Source organism: uncultured Ramlibacter sp., from assembly GCF_936925435.1.
Lineage (GTDB): Bacteria > Pseudomonadota > Gammaproteobacteria > Burkholderiales > Burkholderiaceae_C > Ramlibacter.
In genome coordinates this window covers 234,983-252,120 of record NZ_CAKZHQ010000003.1, presented here as the reverse complement: position 1 = coordinate 252,120, position 17,138 = coordinate 234,983, and the positions used below count along the sequence as shown (strand labels likewise).

Here is a 17,138-nt window from a genome sequence, read left to right as displayed (position 1 = left end):
CGGCGGCCGGCCCATCCATGCAATTTGTGGCGGTCTTTGATGCCGCAATCAGATCAATGCGCCTTCCAGCTGCAACAGGGCGCTCTTGCGCTCCAGTCCGCCGGCATAGCCGGTGAGCGAGCCATCCGCGCCCAGCACCCGGTGGCAGGGCACGACGATGCTGACCGGGTTGCGGCCCACGGCCGCGCCGACGGCCCGCACCGCGGCCGGCTTGCCGATGCGCTGGCCCAGCGCGCCATAGCTGGTCGTGTCGCCGGCGGGGATGGCCAGCAAGGCCTGCCAGACGCTGCGCTGGAAGGCCGTGCCGCCTTGCAGGTCCAGCGGCAACTCGAAGCTGCTGCGCCGGCCGGCGAAGTAGTCATCGAGCTGGGCGATGGCCTGGCGCAGCAGCGGGTGCTCCGGCTGCAGCGGCCAGCCTGACGTATCGGGCAGATGCCGCTGGCCCTCGAACCAGACGCCGGCCAGGCCGCGGGCGGTCGCGGCGACGATCATGGGACCCATGCGCCCGGCATAGCGGGCTTGCACGATGGAAGTGTCGAATTTCATGGTCAATCATCCTCCAGGCCCCGCCGAATGGGCGGAGTTTGCTACTGATTTAGGAGCTTTCGAGGGCCCCGCAGGCAGCTCGGCCCAGGCCCGCACGACGGCGTAGCTGCGCCAGGGCGCCCAGGCCAGAGAAGCTGCCAGTGCCTCGCGCGCCGGCTGCCTGCTTTGCTGCACGCCCAGCGCCTTTTGCAGGGCGACGTCGCCGGCCGGAAAGGCGTCGGGCCAGCGCAGCGCCCGCATGGCGATGTACTGCGCCGTCCAGTCGCCGATGCCGGGCAGTTCGCGCAGCGCCGCCATCGTGGCCTGCACGTCGGTGCCGCTGTGCAATTGCAGATGGCCCTGGTCCACCGCCCGGGCGATGGCGACGATGGCGGCCTGGCGCTGCTTGACGATGCCCAGCTGGCCCAGCGCGTCGCCGCTGGCCTGGGCCAGCACGGCCGGCTGCGGAAACAGCCTGCGCAGCTCGGGCAGAGGCGTTTCGATGGCCTCGCCGAAGCGGTCGACCATGCGCTGCGCCAGTGTGCGCGCCGCTGCCACCGTGATCTGCTGGCCCAACACGGCCCGCACGGCCAGCTCATAGCCGCTCAATGCGCCGGGCACGCGCAAGCCGTCACCTTCGGGAAAGCGCGCGTGCAGCACGCTGCCGATGGCGGCCGGGTCGGCGTCCAGGTCCAGCATGGCGCGCACGCGGCCGATCACGCGGGGCAGGGCGCCCGACAGCGAGTCGCTCGCGCGCAGCACCACCTGGTGGTTGGCCTGGTCGAACTCAGCGGCCAGCCAGCCGGTGTGCAGCCGCCCACCCGCTTCCATGGCCAGGGTGCGCGCCAGGCCGTTGTCGCTCACCTGTTCGATGCCGGCGATGCCGCGCTTGCGAAAAAAGCCCAGCATGGCGGCCACGTCATAGGGCGGCCGGTAACCCAGCCGCACGGTGATGCCGGCTTCGCCCCGGCTGGCGCCGGCGCGCCGCAGCTGGGTGGGATTCAGGCCGTAGTGCTCGGCGAAGGCGGCATTGAAGCGGCGCAAGCTGGCAAAGCCGCTGGCCAGCGCCACCTGGGTGATGGCCAGGTTGGTGTCGGCCAGCAGCTGCTTGGCCGCCAGCAGCCGGCGGGTCTGCAGGTACTGCACCGGCGAGACACCGAACTGGGCTTCGAAGATGCGCCGCACGTGGCGGTCGCTCACGCCCAGCCGGGCGGCCAGGCCCTCGACCGAGGGGGCTGCGTCGCCCCAGGCCTCGGGCTCATCGAGCAGGCGGGCCGCCTGCCGCGCCAGGATGCCGCTGGCGTCCTGGATCGACCAGTTCAGCGTGTGCGGCGCCAGTTCGGGCCGGCAACGCAGGCAGGGCCGGAAGCCCGCCTGCTCGGCCAGCGCCGCATGGCCGAAAAACAGGCAGTTCTCGCGCCGTGGCATGCGCACCTTGCACACCGGCCGGCAGTAGATGCCGGTGGAGGTGACACCGATGAAAAAGCGCCCGTCAAAGCGCGCGTCCCGGGCTTTCAGGGCCAGGTAGCAGGCGTCGGCTTGCAGGGCGTCGGTGGCGGATTCCATGGCCAGAATGGTACGCCGCGGCGCGCTCTGGACTGGCCGTTTCCGGACATCTCCCTCGCGGTGCCGAGGCCTACAATCCGGCCTTTGCCACGTCTCCAGGGAAGCACAATTTCATGCAAGTTTCACCCTCGATCTTCAAGGCCTATGACATCCGCGGCATCGTGCCGTCCACCCTGCACGAGGACCTGGCCGAGGCCTTGGGCCGGGCCTTCGGCTCCATCGCCCTGGCCGAGGGTGAAAAAACCGTGGCCGTCGGCCGCGACGGCCGCCTGTCTGGCCCCTCGCTGTCCGCCGCCCTGGTCCGTGGCCTGGTCGCCTCGGGCGTCGACGTCATCGACGTCGGCATGGTGACGACGCCCATGCTGTACTTCGCCGCCAACACCTTGTGCGCCAGCGGCATCCAGGTCACCGGCAGCCACAATCCCAAGGACTACAACGGCTTCAAGATGGTGATGGGCGGCCGTGCCATCTATGGCGACGAGATCCAGGCCCTGCGCGCCATGATGGAACAGGAAAGCTGGAACCAGGGCCGCTCGCCCGGCCAGGTCCGCAACATCAACATCTTCGCCCCTTACCGCGACCGCATCACCAGCGACATCAAGCTGGCGCGCAAGCTCAAGATCGTCATCGACTCGGGCAACGGCATCGCCGGCGCCTCGGCCCCGACCATCTTCCGGGCCCTGGGCTGCGAGGTCATCGAGCTGTTCAGCGAAGTCGACGGCAGCTTCCCCAACCACCACCCCGACCCCAGCAAGCCGGAGAACCTGCAGGACCTGATCAAGGCGCTGCAGACCAGCGGCGCCGAGCTGGGCCTGGCCTTTGACGGCGACGGCGACCGGCTGGGCATCGTCACCCGCGGCGGCAACACCATCTACCCGGACCGCCAGATGATGCTGTTTGCCCAGGACGTGCTCTCGCGCGTGCCCGGCGGCACCATCCTGTTCGACGTCAAGTGCACCCAGAGGCTGGCGCCGGCGATCCGCGCCGCCGGCGGCGTGCCCTTGATGTACAAGACCGGCCATTCCCTCATCAAGGCCAGGATGAAGGAGAACGGCGCGCCCCTGGGCGGCGAGATGAGCGGCCACATCTTCTTCAAGGAGCGCTGGTACGGCTTCGACGACGGCACTTATGCTGGCGCCCGCCTGCTGGAGATCCTCTCGAAGCACGCCGATCCCAGCGCCGTGCTCGACGGCCTGCCCACCAGTTTTTCCACCCCCGAACTGAACGTGGCCTGCAAGGAAGGCGAGCCGCACGGCATCGTCGACCAGCTGGTGGCCAAGGCCCGATTCGACGACGCCGAGATCTCCACCATCGACGGCCTGCGGGTCGACTGGCCGGACGGCTTCGGCCTGATCCGTGCCTCGAACACCACGCCGGTGCTGGTGCTGCGCTTCGAGGGCCACACGCCCGAGGCCTTGCACCGCATCGAGGAAGCGATGCTGGCCCTGCTGCGCAGCGTCAAGCCCGATGCCAAGGTCGGCGAGGCCGCGCATTGAACATTCTGATCGTCAAGCTGTCCTCGCTTGGCGACGTGGTCCACACCATGCCGGCGGTGCAGGACATGCGCGCCCAATTTCCGCAGGCGCGCATCGACTGGGTGGTGGAGCGCAGCTTTGCCGGCCTGGCGCAGCGCTGCCAGGGCGTTGACAAGGTCATCGTCTGCGACCTGCGGGGCTGGCGCAAGGCGCTGTTCGCGGCGCAAACGCGCAGTGAATGGCGCGCCTTCCGCGAAGACCTGCACAGCCAGGCCTATGAAGCGGTGATCGATCTGCAGGGCCTGACCAAGTCGGCCCTGGTCTCGCGCATGGCGCGGCTGGCGCCCGGCGGCAAGCGCTACGCCCTGGCAAACCAGACCGAAGACTCGGGCTACGAGGCGCCCACCCGCTGGGTGGCCGACGTGGCCTTCACCTTTCCCTCACGCACGCCCGTCATCGAGCGCTCGCGCGTCATGTGCGCCCGGGCGCTCGGCTACGCTGTCCCCGAAGATGAGCGTTTTGGGCTGGTATCCCCCGTGGATGCTGCCTCAGGTGCTATCGAAAGTGGAGCGAGCCGCTGCGTCGTCCTGGTCCACGGAACGGCCGGCGACGACAAGCGCTGGCCCGACGAGCACTGGATCGAGCTGGGACAGCGCCTGCTGGCCGGCGGCTGGACTGTGGGCCTGCCGCACGGCAGCGAGGAGGAGCGCCTGCGCAGCGAGCGCATCGCCGCGGCGCTGGGCGAGGGCGCGGCCGTCTGGCCGCGAACCAACCTGGGCACAGTGGCCGACCGGCTGGCCGGCTGCTTCGGCGTGGTCGGCGTGGACACCGGCCTGAGCCACATCGCGGTGGCGCTGGACCTGCCGCATGTGCAGATCTACATGCGCAACAACGCCTGGCGCACCGAGCCTGTGGGCCGGGCCCGCCAGCGCGCCGTCTGGAAGCCCGACGTCGACACGGTCTGGCAGCTCTGGCTGCAAGTGAGCGCGGCGCCGTGATCCGCGGCGTGTATTCGCTGCTGATGCGCTGTGTCCAGCCGCTGCTGCGGCGCAAGCTGCGTCGGCGGGGGGAGGCCGAGCCGGGCTACCTGGAAGCCATCGACGAGCGCTTCGGCCGCTACCAGGGCAGCGCCGCGCCGGGCCGCCTGTGGATCCATGCCGTCTCGCTGGGCGAGACGCGGGCTGCCGCCATCCTGATGCAGGCGCTGCGCCGCCAGCAGCCGGGTCTGCGCTTTCTGCTCACGCACGGCACGGCCACAGGCCGCGCCGAAGGCGCCAAGCTGCTGCGCAACGGCGACCTGCAATCCTGGCAGCCCTGGGACACGCCGCGCGCCGTTGCCGCCTTCCTCCACCACTTCGCGCCGGCCGCCGGCGTGCTGATGGAGACCGAACTGTGGCCCAACCTGGCGGCCGTCTGCCGTGAGCGCGGCATCCCGCTGGCCCTGGCCAATGCGCGCCTGTCGGACAAGTCCTTGCGCCAGAGCTTGCGGCTGGCGCCCCTGTCACGGCCGGCCTATGCCGCGCTGGCCGCCGTCTGGGCCCAGACCGAGGCCGATGCGCGCCGCCTGGCGCAGGCCGGCGCCACCGTCCAGGCTGTCTATGGCAACCTCAAGTTCGATGCCGCGCCCGATGCGGCGCAGCTCGAACGCGGCCGCGGCTGGCGCGCCAGTTCGACCTTGCCGGTCGTGCTGTTCGCCAGTTCGCGCGAAGGCGAGGAGGCGCAGTTGCTGCGCGTGCTGCAGGCGCATCCCGATTGGGCGCAGCAGGCGCAATGGCTGCTGGTGCCACGCCATCCGCAGCGTTTTGACGAGGTGGCGGCCCTGGCCGTGCAGGCCGGCTTGACCGTCTCGCGCCGCAGCGGCTGGAGCGGCGAACCCGTGGCGGCATCGCTGTGGATCGGGGACTCACTGGGCGAGATGGCGCTGTACTACGGCCTGGCCGGCGTGGCCCTGCTGGGTGGCAGCTTCGAGCCCCTGGGTGGGCAGAACCTGATCGAGGCCGCGGCCTGCGGCTGCCCGGTGGTGATGGGCCCCCACACTTTCAATTTCGCCGAAGCGGCGCAGCTGTCCGAGGGCGCGGGTGCTGCGCTGCGCGTGGCGACACTGGAGGAGGGGGTGCAGCAGGCGCTGGCGCTGGCCACCAGCGAGCGGCGCGAGGCCATGGCCGGCGCCGCCCTGCGCTTTGCCGCCAGCCACCGCGGCGCGGCCGACAAGACCGCCACCGCCGTGCTGGCGCTGGCGGCCGGACGTCTCAGCGTGCCTGCAGCAGCTGGTTGAGGCGGGCCAGGTCTTCAACGGCCAACGTGCCGTTGGCCTGGCGCAGCCGCAGCGTCCCCAACAGCACGTTGTAGCGGGCCACGGCCAGGTCGCGCTTGGTCTGGTACAGCTGGGTCTGCGAGTTCAGCACGTCGATGTTGATGCGGATGCCCACCTGGTAGCCCACACGGTTGGCGTCCAGCGCGCTCTGGCTGGAGGCTTCAGCGGCTTCCAGCGCGCGCACCTGGCCCTGGCCCGAGACCACGCCCAGGTAGGCGGTGCGGGTGGCCTGCGCCATGCTGCGGCGCGCGGCTTCCAGGTCGGACTGGGCTCTTTCTTCCAGCGACAGAGTCTCGCGGATGCGGTTCTGGGTGGAGAAGCCGGCAAACAGCGGCAGGTTGAAGGCCACGCCTACCTGGCCGGTGTTCAGGCGCTGGCGCAAGATGCTGGTGGCGCTGCCGTCCGGGTTGCGCAGGACGTTGTAGCTGGCCGTCAGGTCCAGGGTGGGCTTATGGCCGGCCTTGGCCTTCTCGGTTTCCAGCTGGGCGATCTCCAGGTTGCTGCGCGCCTGCAAGATGGCGGGGCTGCGCAGCTCGCCCATCTGCACCCAGGCGTTCATGTCGGCCGGCTCGGGCATGGGCAGGGCCAGCGGCAGGGCCAGCTGGCGCGGCGTGGCGTTGGTGATGCCCACCACGTTGTCCAGCGTCAGGCGCTTGACCTGCAGGTCGTTCAGGGCGGCGATCTCCTGCGCGTCGGTCAGGTCGTAGCGGGCCTGGGCTTCGCGGGTGTCGGTGATGGTGGCCGTGCCGACCTCGAAGTTGCGCTTGGCCGAGGCCAGCTGTTCGGCCGTCGCGGCCTTGAGCGCGCGCACGAAGGTCAGGGTGTCGTAGGCGGCCAGCACGTCGAAATAGGCCTGGCTGACGCGCACGGCCAGGTCCTGGCTGGCGGTCGTCAGCTGCGCCAGCGCCAGCTCGACCTGCCGCTTGCCCTGTTCATAGGTGGCGAAATTGGCCGGGCGGTACAGCGGCTGGGATGCGGACAGCGTGGCCGTCTGCGCGTCGAAGCCGCGGTCGGTGACGGGGTTGGTGTTCTCGAACTGCGTGCGCGAGACGCCGGCCGCCAGGTTGGCGCTGGGCAGGATGCCGGCCTTGGCCTGCTCGGCGCGAAACAGGTTGGCGTCGTACTGGGCCTTGGCCGACTGCCAGCTGGCGTCGTAGGCGCGGGCGGCCTCATAGAGGTCCACCAGGCTTTGCGCGTGCACGGGCGCGGCAAGCACCAGCACCACAGCCAGGGGCAACAGCCGCAAGCGGGGCCGCAACGATTTCATGGGTCCGTCCTTAGAGTCAAGAGTGTTGGCGTTCACAGGTCCTGGCGCTCAGTAGCGCGGCACGGCGCTGTCGCGTTCCAGCGACCAGGCGTCGATGCCGCCGGCGATGTTGGCAAGCTCGCCGAAGCCGTTGCCGGCCAGGAACATGGCCACGCGCTGGCTGCGTGCACCGTGGTGGCACAGGCAGGCGATGGGACGGCCGGCGTCCAGCTCGCCCAGCCGTGCCGGGATCTCGTTCATCGGGATGGTGACCAGTTCGAAGCCCTCGGCCCGCACGCTCGCAGTGCGCAGCTCCGAGGGCTCACGCACGTCCAGCACGACGGCCGGCTGGCTTTGCTGCTGCAGCCAGGCCGCGAGCTCGGAAGGGCGTACTTGGACGATCATGGTTGGGGTCCGTGGTGACTCAGAAGCTGAAGCGCGAGGGCTCGGGGAAGTTCGCCAGGCGCGGCGCCGCCGTGTCCCAGGGCTGGGTGGTGGTGTAGCTGGCCTCGCCGCTGCGCGTGACAAAGGTGGCGCGCATCACCGGCTCACTGCCGACGATGGCGGCCAGCCGGCCACCGGGCTTGAGCTGGGCCAGCAGGGCCTGCGGCACCTCGGCCACCGAGCCGCTGAGCACGATGATGTCGAACGGGCCCTGCGCCGCCAGGCCCTTGGCGCCGTCGGCCTCGAGCACCTGCGCGTTGCTGATGCCGGCCTTGCGCAGGTTGGCCGCGGCCAGGCGCGCCAGTTCGGGGTGGATTTCCAGCGAGATGACCTGGCCGGCGCGGTGCGCCAGCAGGGCCGCCATGTGGCCGGAACCGGCGCCGATCTCCAGCACCTTTTCATGGGGCTGCGGGTCGACCGCCTGCAGCAGGCGGGCCTCGACGCGCGGCGCCAGCATGCAGTGGCCGCTCTTCATGGCCTCGTCCTCGGAGCCCAGCAGCGGGATCTCCATGTCGACGAAGGCCAGGGCCTTGTGCGCCAGCGGCACGAAATCCTCGCGCTTGACCAGGGTCAGCAGGTCCAGCACCTTGGGATCGAGCACGTCCCAGGGACGGATCTGCTGCTCGATCATGTTGAAGCGGGCTTGTTCGAGATTGGCGGGGGCGGTCATGGATGGCTTTCGGTCGTGGATTCAGGACAAACCGTCAATTTTAGAGGCCGGCACAGGCTGGGCTCCGCTGCCGCCGGTGGTCCTGGCGGGCTTGCGGCGCAGCCAGCGGGCGAAGTCGTCCAGGTAGCAGTAGACGACAGGCACGACCACCAGGGTCAGCAGGGAGGAGGTGATGACGCCGCCGATCACGGCCTGGCCCATGGGAGCGCGCTGCTCCGAGCCCTCGGTCAGGGCAAAAGCCAGCGGCACCATGCCGAAGATCATGGCCAGGGTGGTCATCAGGATGGGGCGCAGCCGGACCTTGGCGGCCAGCAGCAGGGCCTCGGTACGCTCCATGCCCTCGTCGCGCATCCGGATCGCGAAGTCCACCAGCAAGATGGCGTTCTTGGTCACCAGGCCCATCAGCATGACCACGCCGATGACGGAGAACATCGACAAGGTGGAGCGGAACATCAGCAGCGCCAGCACCACGCCGATCAGGGTCAACGGCAGCGCGGTCATCAGCGCCAGCGGCTGCAGGAAGCTCTTGAACTGGCTGGCCAGGATCATGTAGATGAAGATCACCGCCATCACCAGGGCCGAGACCGCATAGCCGAAGGACTCGGCCATATTCTTGGTCGAGCCGCTGAAGGCGTAGCGGTAGCCCGGCGGGAAGGCGATGCCGTCCAGCCTGGCGCGGATGTCGGTGGAGACCTCGCCGGCCGAGCGCAGGTAGGCATTGGCGTTGATCGCCACCTCGCGCGTCAGGTCGCGCCGGTTGATCTGGTTGGGGCCGGTGGCTTCCTTGACCGTGGCCAGCTGGTTGAGCCGCACGATGCGCGAGCTGCCATCGGCATTGGTGCCAGTGGCAAAGGGCAGGCGTTCCAGCTGGTTGGGCGCGACGCGGGCGTCCGGCGCCAGCCGCACATTGACGTCATAGGTCTGGTCGTCCGGCGCACGCCAGTTGCCCACGGTCTGGCCAGCCACCAGCACGCGCAGCGAGGCAGCGATCTGCGCCACCGACAGGCCCAGGTCGGAGGCGGCATCGCGATGCACCTCGACGTCGATCACAGGCTTGTCGGGCTTGACGCTGGAGTCCAGGTCGACCAGGCCCGGGATGGGGCGGATGGCCTCGCTGACCAGTTGCGACAGGCGCTCCAGCTCCTTGAGGTCGGGGCCCTGCAGCGAGAACTCGATCTGCTTGTTGCCGCCCACCGCGTCGACCAGGCCGGCATGGGTGACGGTGATGCCCGGCACCTGGCGCAAGCGCTCGCGCAGCGCGCCGGAGATCTCGTCGACGTTGCGCGAGCGCAGCTTGCGGTCGACCAGCCGCACATAGACCGCCGCGTAGATCTTGCCCTGGGCGTTGCCGGTGTTGATGGTCGCCAACGTGTACTTGACCTCCGGGTAGCTGCGCACGATGGCCTCGACCTGGCGCGCCTTGGCCTCGGTCGCTTCCAGCGATGAGCCCACCGGCGTGTAAAAACTGATGTTGGTCTCGGAGAAGTCGGCCTTGGGCACGAACTCCGTGCCCAGCAGCGGCACCATCACCAGGCTGGTGATGAAGATGCCGGTGGCCAGCAGCACGGTGGCCAGCTTGTGGGCCAGCGACCAGCGCAGCAGGCCCTGGTAGCCATCGGCCATGGAATCGGTGGCGCGGTCGAACCAGCCGGTGACGCGGCCTATGGTCTTGTCGTAGAGCGAAAGCTTGGCCTTGGGTTTGCCGTGGGCTTCGATCTCGGGGTCGTGCCAGATCGACGACAGCATGGGGTCGAGCGTGAAGCTGACGAACATCGAGATCATCACCGCCGCCACAATGGTCACGCCGAACTCGTGGAAGAACTTGCCGATGATGCCGCCCATGAAGCCGATCGGCAGGAACACCGCGACGATGGAAAAGGTGGTGGCCAGCACCGCCATGCCGATTTCCTGCGTGCCTTCCAGCGAGGCCTGGTAGGGGCTCTTACCCATCAGCACATGGCGCACGATGTTCTCGCGCACCACGATGGCGTCGTCGATCAGCAGGCCCACGCACAGCGACAGCGCCATCAGCGTGATCATGTTGATGGAAAAGCCGAACATGTGCATGAACAGGAAGGTGCCGATCAGCGCGATCGGCAGCGTCAGGCCGGTGATCACCGTTGAGCGCCAGGAGTTCAGGAACAGAAAGACGATCAGGACTGTCAGCAAGGCGCCTTCGATCAGGGTGCGCCGCACGTTCTCCACCGCCACCCGGATCGGCCGTGAGCCGTCCAGGATGGGCTCGAGCCGCACGCCCGGCGGCAGCTGGGCGCCCATCTCGTCGACAGTGCGCTTGAGGCCGTCGACCACCTCGATGGTGTTCTCGTCCTGGGCCTTTTGCACCGTCAGCAGCAGGGTGCGGCCGCCGTTGTACAGCGCCAGGCTGTCGACTTCCTGGGCGCCGTCGGCCACGCGGGCGACCTGCTCGACCCGCACCGGCGTGCCATTCTTGCGCGTGACGATGATCTTGCCGAAGTCCTCCGGGCGCTGCATGCGCGCGTCGATCTGCACCACGCGCTCTTGCGCCAGCGAGCGGATCGCGCCGACCGGCAGGTCCTGGTTTTCGCTGCGCACCGCGGCGGCCACCTGGTCGGCCGTGATGCCCAGGGACTCCATGGCCTGCGGGTTCAGGTAGATGTTGATCTCGCGCTTGGTGCCGCCCACCAGGGTGACCGAGCCAACGCCGCGCACGTTTTCCAGGCGCTTTTTCAGGACCTGGTCGGACCAGTTGGTCAGCTCCACGGCCGACATGGCGCGGCCCCTGGAGGGATCGGGCAGCACGGCCAGCGACCAGATGGCGCGGCTGGCCGGGTCGAAGCGCAGCACGCGCGGCTCCTTGACCTCGGTGCGGAAGGTCGGCCGCACGGCGGCGATCTTCTCGCGCACGTCCTCGGCTGCCTTGCGGCCGTCGATGTGCAACTGGAACTCGATCACCACGACCGACTGGCCCTCGTAGCTGCGCGAGGTCAGGGCGTTGATACCGGCGATGGCATTGACGCCTTCCTCGATCTTCTTGCTGACCTCGCTCTCGACGATCTCGGGCGAGGCACCGGGGTATTCGGCGGTCACCACCACCACCGGGAAGTCGATGTTGGGGAACTGGTCGACCTTCAGGCGTTGCAGGGAGAACAGTCCCAGCACGACGATGGCCAGCATGACCATGGTCGCGAAGACCGGGTTTTGCAGGCTGACGCGGGTGAACCACATGGCGGGCGGCTCAGGGGCTGGGCGAGCGAACGGGCGCAGCCGGAGTGACTGGCACGACGGGAACGGCCATGGGCGTGAACTTCACCGCCGTGCCTTCGCGCAGCGACCCCAGGTTGCCGCGCACCACCAGGGCGCCGGGCGCCAGGCCCTTGACGGCCACCAGGGCTTCCTTGCCGGACTCGCCCTGGGCGCCGGTTTGCACCGGCTTGTGAACGATGCGGCTGTTCTCCACCACCTGCACATAAGGTGCGGGCTTGTCGGTGCGCACCGCTGTCAGCGGCACGGCCAGTTCCGCGCCGTGGCCGATGGCCAGCGTGCCCTGGGCATACAGGCCCTGGCGCAGGCCGCTGGCATCGGCGATGGCCAGGTAGGCCAGCACGCTGCGGCTGCCGGCCTGGGCGCTGGGGTTGATGCGCGCCACGGTGGCGGCCACCGGCCTGGCGCTGCCCTCGATCTGCAGCGTGGCGGACTGGCCGACCCGCACCTGCATGGAGTCGGCGGCCGACAGCGTGGCCTCCATTTCCAGCCGCGACAGGTCGACGATCTCTACCACGCGGGCGTCCAGGGCCATGCGCTCGCCGGGCTGGGCCAGGCGCTGGGCGACCACGCCAGAGATGGGTGTGCGCATCACCGTGTCGTCGAGCATCTTGCGCGCCAGGTCGACCGCGGCCAGTGCCGCCTTGTGGGTGGACTGGGCGCCGGCCAGGTTGTTCTGCGAGGTGTCCAGTGCGGCCTTGGAGATGAAGCCCTGGTCGACCAGGGCCTGGTTGTTGGTCCACTGGCGCTGGGCGATGTCGATCTGCACGCGGGCGGCGTCGGCCTGCTCCTGGGCCTGGCGGACGCGGTGCTGGTATTCCGTGGGGTCGATGCGCGCGATCACCTGGCCGGCCTGGACCCGGTCGCCCTCGCGCACCGTCAGGCCTTGCAGTTCACCGACGGCGCGGGCCTTGACCAGGGCCGAATTGACGGCCCGCAGCGCGCCCGACAGCGGCAGGCCGCGCACCAGGTCGACCACGGCGGCCGGCACCACGTCGGTGGCGGCCAGTTCAATCACCGACTCGGTCTTGGCCAGGCTGGCGGCAGCCACCGCCTCGCGCTGGTCCTTGCGCACCGACAGGGCGCGCAGCACGCCGCCGGCCAGCAGCACCAGCACCACGCCGGCCACCAGCCATTTCAGGGCGGGGCGCTTCATGCCTTGCCTCCGCGCACGACCAGGCCGTTGAGGATGGCGTCGGCCTGGGCCGCGATGTAGCGCTGCGGGTCGAGCTCGGTGCCGACGGGCACGCAGGCGCCCATGGAGTGTTTGGACATGATGAGAAAAATCAGGGGGGCGATGATCAGGAAGATCGCGTAATCCAGGTCCAACGGGCCGAATTCGCCGCTGTCCACGCCGCGTTGGAGGATCTTGCGGATCAGGGCCTGGCCCGGGACGATCACCTCCTGCTGGTAGAAGGCGGCAATCTCGGGGAAGTTGCTCGCCTCGCTCATCATCAGCTTGGTGATGCCCGAGGCCTTGGTCGCGCCCACGCGCTGCCACCAGACGTTCATGCAGTAGCGCACCATGTCGGCGCTGCTGCCTTCAAAGTGGTCGAATTCCTCGTTCCATTCGGCAAAGCGGCCGGCGATGTTCTCGCGCACCACGGCCTTGAGCAGTTCTTCCTTGCTCGGGAAGTACAGGAACAGCGTGCCCTTGGAGACGCCGGCGCGGGCCGCGACCTCTTCGGCCCGGGTGGCGGCAAAGCCCTTCTCGACGAATAGGTCGAGCGCGGCATCCAGCAGCTCGCCCGGACGGGCTTGCTTGCGGCGCTCGCGCTTGGCGGCCTGGACCTCGTCGCTCGCGTTGCCGGCGCGGCCACCGATGAGCTTGGACAGGGACATGAAGAATTAATGACTGACTGGTTAGTAATATAGCGGTCCCGGGCCCAGGCAGTCAATGCGCAACGTCACTGGCGCGACCCGGCCACCCGCAGTGCCAGCCATTCGCGCAACACTTCGCGCGAGAGCGCCAGCCCATCGGCTGAGGGCAGCCATTGCAGCAGCGGCCGTTCGCTGGGCAGGATGAAGCCGGTGGGCGCGGGCGTCACCGTGAAACCGGCGCGCTCGAACTCCAGTCGGGACCGCGGCATGTGGCTGGCGCTGGTGACCAGGACGATGCGCTGCACGCCATCGGCTTGCAGCAAACGGCGCATCTGCTGGGCGTTTTCCTGGGTGTCGCGCGAGGCGCTGTCCAGCCAGCGCGCCTGCAGGCCCCATTCGGCCAGCACCCGCCGCGCGATCTCGCCCTCGGGGTCGGTGTCCATCCCCGAGGCGGCCCAGCCGATACCGCCGGCAAAGGCCAGGGGCAGGCCGCTGGCCTTTGCCAGCCGCGCGCCGTAGCGCAGCCGGGCCAGGGTGGCGGAGGAGGGCTGGGATTGGCCGTACTCGGGCGCCTGCGGCAACAGGCCTCCGCCCAGCACGACCAGCGCCTGCGGCCGGGCCGCGGCCAGCTGGCTCGCCTCTAGGGGCTGCGCCCGTGGCAGGGCCCAGCCGGCCAAGGCCACGGCCACGCCGCTGCAGGCCAGCAGCCAGAGCAGGGCCAGGGCGGCCAGCAGCAGGGCCGCGCCGCTGCGCCGGTGACGCCGGGCCAGCAACCACCCTAGAAAGGCCAGCAGCAGCGGGCCGGCCGGCGGCAGCACCAGGGCGGCCGCAAGGGGTTTCAATTCACCAATGTCCATGGGGCGCATCGTAAGGCCCGCGCAATCCGGGGCCGGGCCCAGGCGGCTACAGTTCAGGCATTCCAAGGAAACGCATATGAGCAACTCGCAAACCATCGTCCTGGGCGGCGGCTGTTTCTGGTGCACCGAGGCGGTCTACGTCAAGGTGCGCGGCGTCACCGACGTCGAGTCCGGCTACAGCAACGGCCAGGGCGAACGCCCCAGCTACGAGCAGGTCTGCACTGGCCGCACAGGCCACAACGAGGTGGTCAAGCTGGAGTTCGACCCCCAGCAGATCAGCCTGCGCCAGATCCTGGAGATCTTCTTCGTCATCCACGATGCGACCACGCTGAACCAGCAGGGCAACGACGTGGGCACCCAGTACCGCAGCGGCATCTACACCACGACGCCCGGGCAAAAGGAGGAGGCCGAGGCCTTCGTGCTGCAGCTGAACCAGGACAAGATCTTCGGCCGCCCGGTGGTGACCGAGGTCCTGCCCTTGCAGAACTACTGGCCCGCCGAGGACTACCACCAGGACTTCTTCGAGAAGAACCCCCACCAGGGCTATTGCATGGCCGTGGCCGGCCCCAAGGTGGCGAAGTTTCGCAAGACCTTCGCCGCGCTGTCCAAGGACTGAGCTCCCGTGGTCGAGACCCGAGCGCTGCGCTACCGCTACGCAGCCGGCCCCGAACTGTTCTTTGCCGACATCCAGCTGCCCCAGGGCGCAACCCTGCTGCTGCGCGGCAACTCCGGCGCCGGCAAATCCACCTGGCTGGCGTTGGCCGCCGGCCTGCGCACGCCCACAGGCGGCACGGTGACTGTGGCGGGCCAGGCCCTGGGCGGTTTGTCGCGCGCCCAGTGCGACCGCTGGCGTGGCCGCCAGTTGGGCTTTCTGCCGCAGCGTCTGCACTTGAGCGAGGCGCTCAGCGTGCAAAGCAATCTGGAGCTGGCCTACTTCGCTGCTGGCCTGACGGTGGACAGGCCCGGCATCGCTCGCGCGCTGGAGACTCTGGATGTGGCCCAGCTGGCCCAACGCCGGCCCAGCCAGCTGTCGGGCGGCCAGGCCCAGCGCGTGGCCCTGGCCCGTGCCATCCTGATGGCGCCCAAGCTGATCCTGGCCGACGAGCCCACGGCCAGCCTGGACGACGCGGCGGCAGCCACCAGCCTGGGCCTGTTGCGTGACTGCGCCCGGCAGTGCAACGCCAGCCTGGTGATCGCCACCCATGACCACCGCGTGCAGCATGCCTTCGCCGACGCGCTGGTGTATGAAATCGGCGCGCAGCCCGCGTGGATTGGGCCTGAGAAGCTATGAAAACAGTAGCGCTTGCCTTCCGCTACCTGTGGTCGCGGCCGCTGGCCGCGGTGCTCAACCTGCTGCTGCTGACCCTGGGCCTGGCCTCCATCACCTTTGTCGTGCTGGCCAGCGAACAGGTCAGCCGCTCCTTCCAGCGCAACCTGGCCGGCATCGACCTGGTGGTGGGCGCCAAGGGCAGCCCGCTGCAGCTGATCCTGGCTGGCGTGTTCCAGATCGACGTGGCGCCGGGCAATGTGCCGCTGGCCGAGATCCAGGCCCTGCAAAAGCACCCGCAGGTGGCCAGCCTGGTGCCGCTGGCCATGGGCGACAGCTTCGGCGGTTTCCGCATCCTTGGCACGACCCAGGACTATCTGGCGCAGTACGGGCTGCGGCCGGTGCAGGGGCGCAGCTGGGAGCAGCCCATGGAAGCCGTGCTGGGCGCCCAGGTGGCGGCCGCCAGCGGCCTCAAGAGCGGCGGCAGCTTCAGCGGCAACCACGGCCTGGGCGGCGGCGGCCACGCGCACGGCGACGCGCCCTACCGCGTGGCCGGCGTGCTGGCGCCCTGCGGCTGCGTGGCCGACCGCCTCATCCTGACCGGCCTGGAATCGGTCTGGCAGCTGCACGAGAAGGCCGGCCATGGCGACGGCAAGGCGCATGAGGACGAGCGCGAAGTGACCATGGCCCTGATCCGCTACACCACGCCGCTGGCAGCGGTCAGCTTCCCGCGCATGGTCAACACCGGCACCAGCATGCAGGCGGCGGCGCCGGCGGTGGAGGTCACGCGCCTGCTGCGCATGCTGGGCGTGGGCTCCGAGGCCCTGCAAGGCCTGGGCGTGGTGCTGTTGGTGACGGCGGCGCTGAGCGTCTTCATCGCGCTGTGGAACGCGGTGCGCGAGCGCCGCGAGGATCTGGCCATGCTGCGCATGCTGGGCGCCACGCCGCTGCGGGTGGCGCTGCTGATGCTGTGCGAGGCGCTCTGGCTGGCCCTGCTGGCCTCGCTGCTGGGCCTGGGCCTTGGCCATGGCTTGACAGCTCTGGTAGGCTCTTTGTTGGCGGCCCAGCAATCGCTGCCACTGAGCGGCTGGACCTGGGTGGCCCAGGAGATCTGGATCCCGGTCGCGGCCCTGGGCGTGGCCTTCGTGGCCGCCCTGATCCCGGCCCTGAGCGCCGCCCGCGTCGATGTGGCGCAACTGCTCAATGCGAGGTAAGCCATGCACAAACTGATTGCAAGCGCGCTGCTGGCCCTGGCCGGCGCCGCACACGCGCAGCTGAGCGCTCCTTTGCCGGCCGGCAGCGGCGCCGGCGTGCACAGCCCCGACAGCCCCTTCGCACCCTTGCCGGTGCGATCCGATGTCGTGCCCTGGTCGCTGCTGACCGACGTCAAGACCAGGACCGAGAAGAACCGCATCCTGCCGGCCTTCGGAGCGCGCCAGGCCGCGCTGGACCAGAAGACCCAGCGCGTCCAGGGTTTCATGATGCCGCTGGAGCCGGGCGAAAAGCAGAGCCACTTTCTGCTCAGCTCGGTGCCGCTGACCTGCTCGTTCTGCCTGCCCGGCGGCCCCGAGAGCATGGTCGAGGTCAAGACCAGGACGCCGCTGAAGTACACGCTGGACCCGGTGACGGTGGAAGGCAAGTTCGCCGTGCTGGCCGACGACCCGTACGGCCTGTACTACCGCGTGACCGACGCGGTCGGTGTGAAGTAAA

At 69.4% G+C, this 17,138-nt stretch carries 16 protein-coding genes; 7 read left to right on the top strand and 9 right to left on the bottom strand.

The genetic code is table 11. The annotated features are described in order from the left end of the window. Window positions 1-48: 48 nt before the first annotated feature. Both Q0632_RS03465 and Q0632_RS03460 read right to left on the bottom strand, forming a co-directional pair. Window positions 49-546: a methylated-DNA--[protein]-cysteine S-methyltransferase gene (locus tag Q0632_RS03465; protein WP_298924369.1), complete on the bottom strand. Its 498-nt coding sequence runs from the start codon at window positions 544-546 to the stop codon at window positions 49-51. Between the two features lie 6 nt (window positions 547-552). Next, window positions 553-2,091: a DNA-3-methyladenine glycosylase 2 family protein gene (locus Q0632_RS03460; RefSeq protein WP_298924367.1), complete on the bottom strand. Its 1,539-nt coding sequence runs from the start codon at window positions 2,089-2,091 to the stop codon at window positions 553-555. A 113-nt stretch (window positions 2,092-2,204) separates the two neighbouring features. Here Q0632_RS03460 and Q0632_RS03455 point away from each other — a divergent pair, with 113 nt between their 5' ends. The 3 genes from Q0632_RS03455 to Q0632_RS03445 are packed head-to-tail and all read left to right on the top strand — an operon-like array spanning window position 2,205 to window position 5,841. Next, entirely contained in the window at window positions 2,205-3,587 is a 1,383-nt protein-coding gene (locus Q0632_RS03455; protein WP_298924365.1) for a phosphomannomutase/phosphoglucomutase, read from the top strand. Next, window positions 3,584-4,564 (top strand): lipopolysaccharide heptosyltransferase I, encoded by a 981-nt coding sequence (gene waaC / locus Q0632_RS03450; protein ID WP_298924363.1) that lies wholly within the window; start codon window positions 3,584-3,586, stop codon window positions 4,562-4,564. Before Q0632_RS03455 ends, waaC begins: the two co-directional genes overlap by 4 nt. Before the next feature lie 23 nt (window positions 4,565-4,587). Beyond that, window positions 4,588-5,841 (top strand): 3-deoxy-D-manno-octulosonic acid transferase, encoded by a 1,254-nt coding sequence (locus Q0632_RS03445; protein WP_298924432.1) that lies wholly within the window; start codon window positions 4,588-4,590, stop codon window positions 5,839-5,841. On the opposite strand, the gene Q0632_RS03440 is transcribed toward Q0632_RS03445, so the two are convergent. The 7 genes from Q0632_RS03440 to Q0632_RS03410 form a co-directional block, all read right to left on the bottom strand. Continuing rightward, window positions 5,816-7,147, bottom strand: coding sequence for a TolC family outer membrane protein (locus Q0632_RS03440; RefSeq protein ID WP_298924360.1), 1,332 nt, complete (start codon window positions 7,145-7,147; stop codon window positions 5,816-5,818). The genes Q0632_RS03445 and Q0632_RS03440 overlap by 26 nt on opposite strands. A gap of 48 nt (window positions 7,148-7,195) precedes the next feature. Then, on the bottom strand, window positions 7,196-7,531 hold the full coding sequence (locus tag Q0632_RS03435; RefSeq protein ID WP_298924358.1) for a rhodanese-like domain-containing protein: 336 nt from the start codon (window positions 7,529-7,531) through the stop codon (window positions 7,196-7,198). Window positions 7,532-7,550: 19 nt separating this feature from the next. Continuing rightward, window positions 7,551-8,240, bottom strand: coding sequence for a protein-L-isoaspartate O-methyltransferase (locus tag Q0632_RS03430; protein ID WP_298924356.1), 690 nt, complete (start codon window positions 8,238-8,240; stop codon window positions 7,551-7,553). Window positions 8,241-8,261: 21 nt separating this feature from the next. Beyond that, window positions 8,262-11,447, bottom strand: coding sequence for an efflux RND transporter permease subunit (locus tag Q0632_RS03425; protein WP_298924354.1), 3,186 nt, complete (start codon window positions 11,445-11,447; stop codon window positions 8,262-8,264). 10 nt (window positions 11,448-11,457) lie between these two features. After that, on the bottom strand, window positions 11,458-12,639 hold the full coding sequence (locus tag Q0632_RS03420; RefSeq protein WP_298924352.1) for an efflux RND transporter periplasmic adaptor subunit: 1,182 nt from the start codon (window positions 12,637-12,639) through the stop codon (window positions 11,458-11,460). Further along, the gene (locus Q0632_RS03415; protein WP_298924350.1) at window positions 12,636-13,325 is read right to left on the bottom strand and encodes a TetR/AcrR family transcriptional regulator; all 690 of its coding nucleotides are present in this window, start codon (window positions 13,323-13,325) and stop codon (window positions 12,636-12,638) included. The genes Q0632_RS03420 and Q0632_RS03415 overlap by 4 nt, the downstream gene beginning before the upstream one ends. Window positions 13,326-13,390: 65 nt before the next feature. Beyond that, the gene (locus Q0632_RS03410; protein ID WP_298924348.1) at window positions 13,391-14,161 is read right to left on the bottom strand and encodes a YdcF family protein; all 771 of its coding nucleotides are present in this window, start codon (window positions 14,159-14,161) and stop codon (window positions 13,391-13,393) included. Between the two features lie 76 nt (window positions 14,162-14,237). Here Q0632_RS03410 and msrA point away from each other — a divergent pair, with 76 nt between their 5' ends. The 4 genes from msrA to Q0632_RS03390 are packed head-to-tail and all read left to right on the top strand — an operon-like array spanning window position 14,238 to window position 17,137. Then, window positions 14,238-14,777, top strand: coding sequence for a peptide-methionine (S)-S-oxide reductase MsrA (gene msrA / locus Q0632_RS03405; RefSeq protein WP_298924345.1), 540 nt, complete (start codon window positions 14,238-14,240; stop codon window positions 14,775-14,777). A 6-nt stretch (window positions 14,778-14,783) separates the two neighbouring features. Next, window positions 14,784-15,452, top strand: coding sequence for an ABC transporter ATP-binding protein (locus Q0632_RS03400; RefSeq protein WP_298924343.1), 669 nt, complete (start codon window positions 14,784-14,786; stop codon window positions 15,450-15,452). Next, window positions 15,449-16,642, top strand: a complete 1,194-nt coding sequence (locus tag Q0632_RS03395; RefSeq protein WP_298924341.1) for an FtsX-like permease family protein — start codon at window positions 15,449-15,451, stop codon at window positions 16,640-16,642. The genes Q0632_RS03400 and Q0632_RS03395 overlap by 4 nt, the downstream gene beginning before the upstream one ends. Before the next feature lie 3 nt (window positions 16,643-16,645). Next, window positions 16,646-17,137: a DUF3299 domain-containing protein gene (locus Q0632_RS03390; RefSeq protein ID WP_298924339.1), complete on the top strand. Its 492-nt coding sequence runs from the start codon at window positions 16,646-16,648 to the stop codon at window positions 17,135-17,137. Window position 17,138 lies beyond the last annotated feature (1 nt).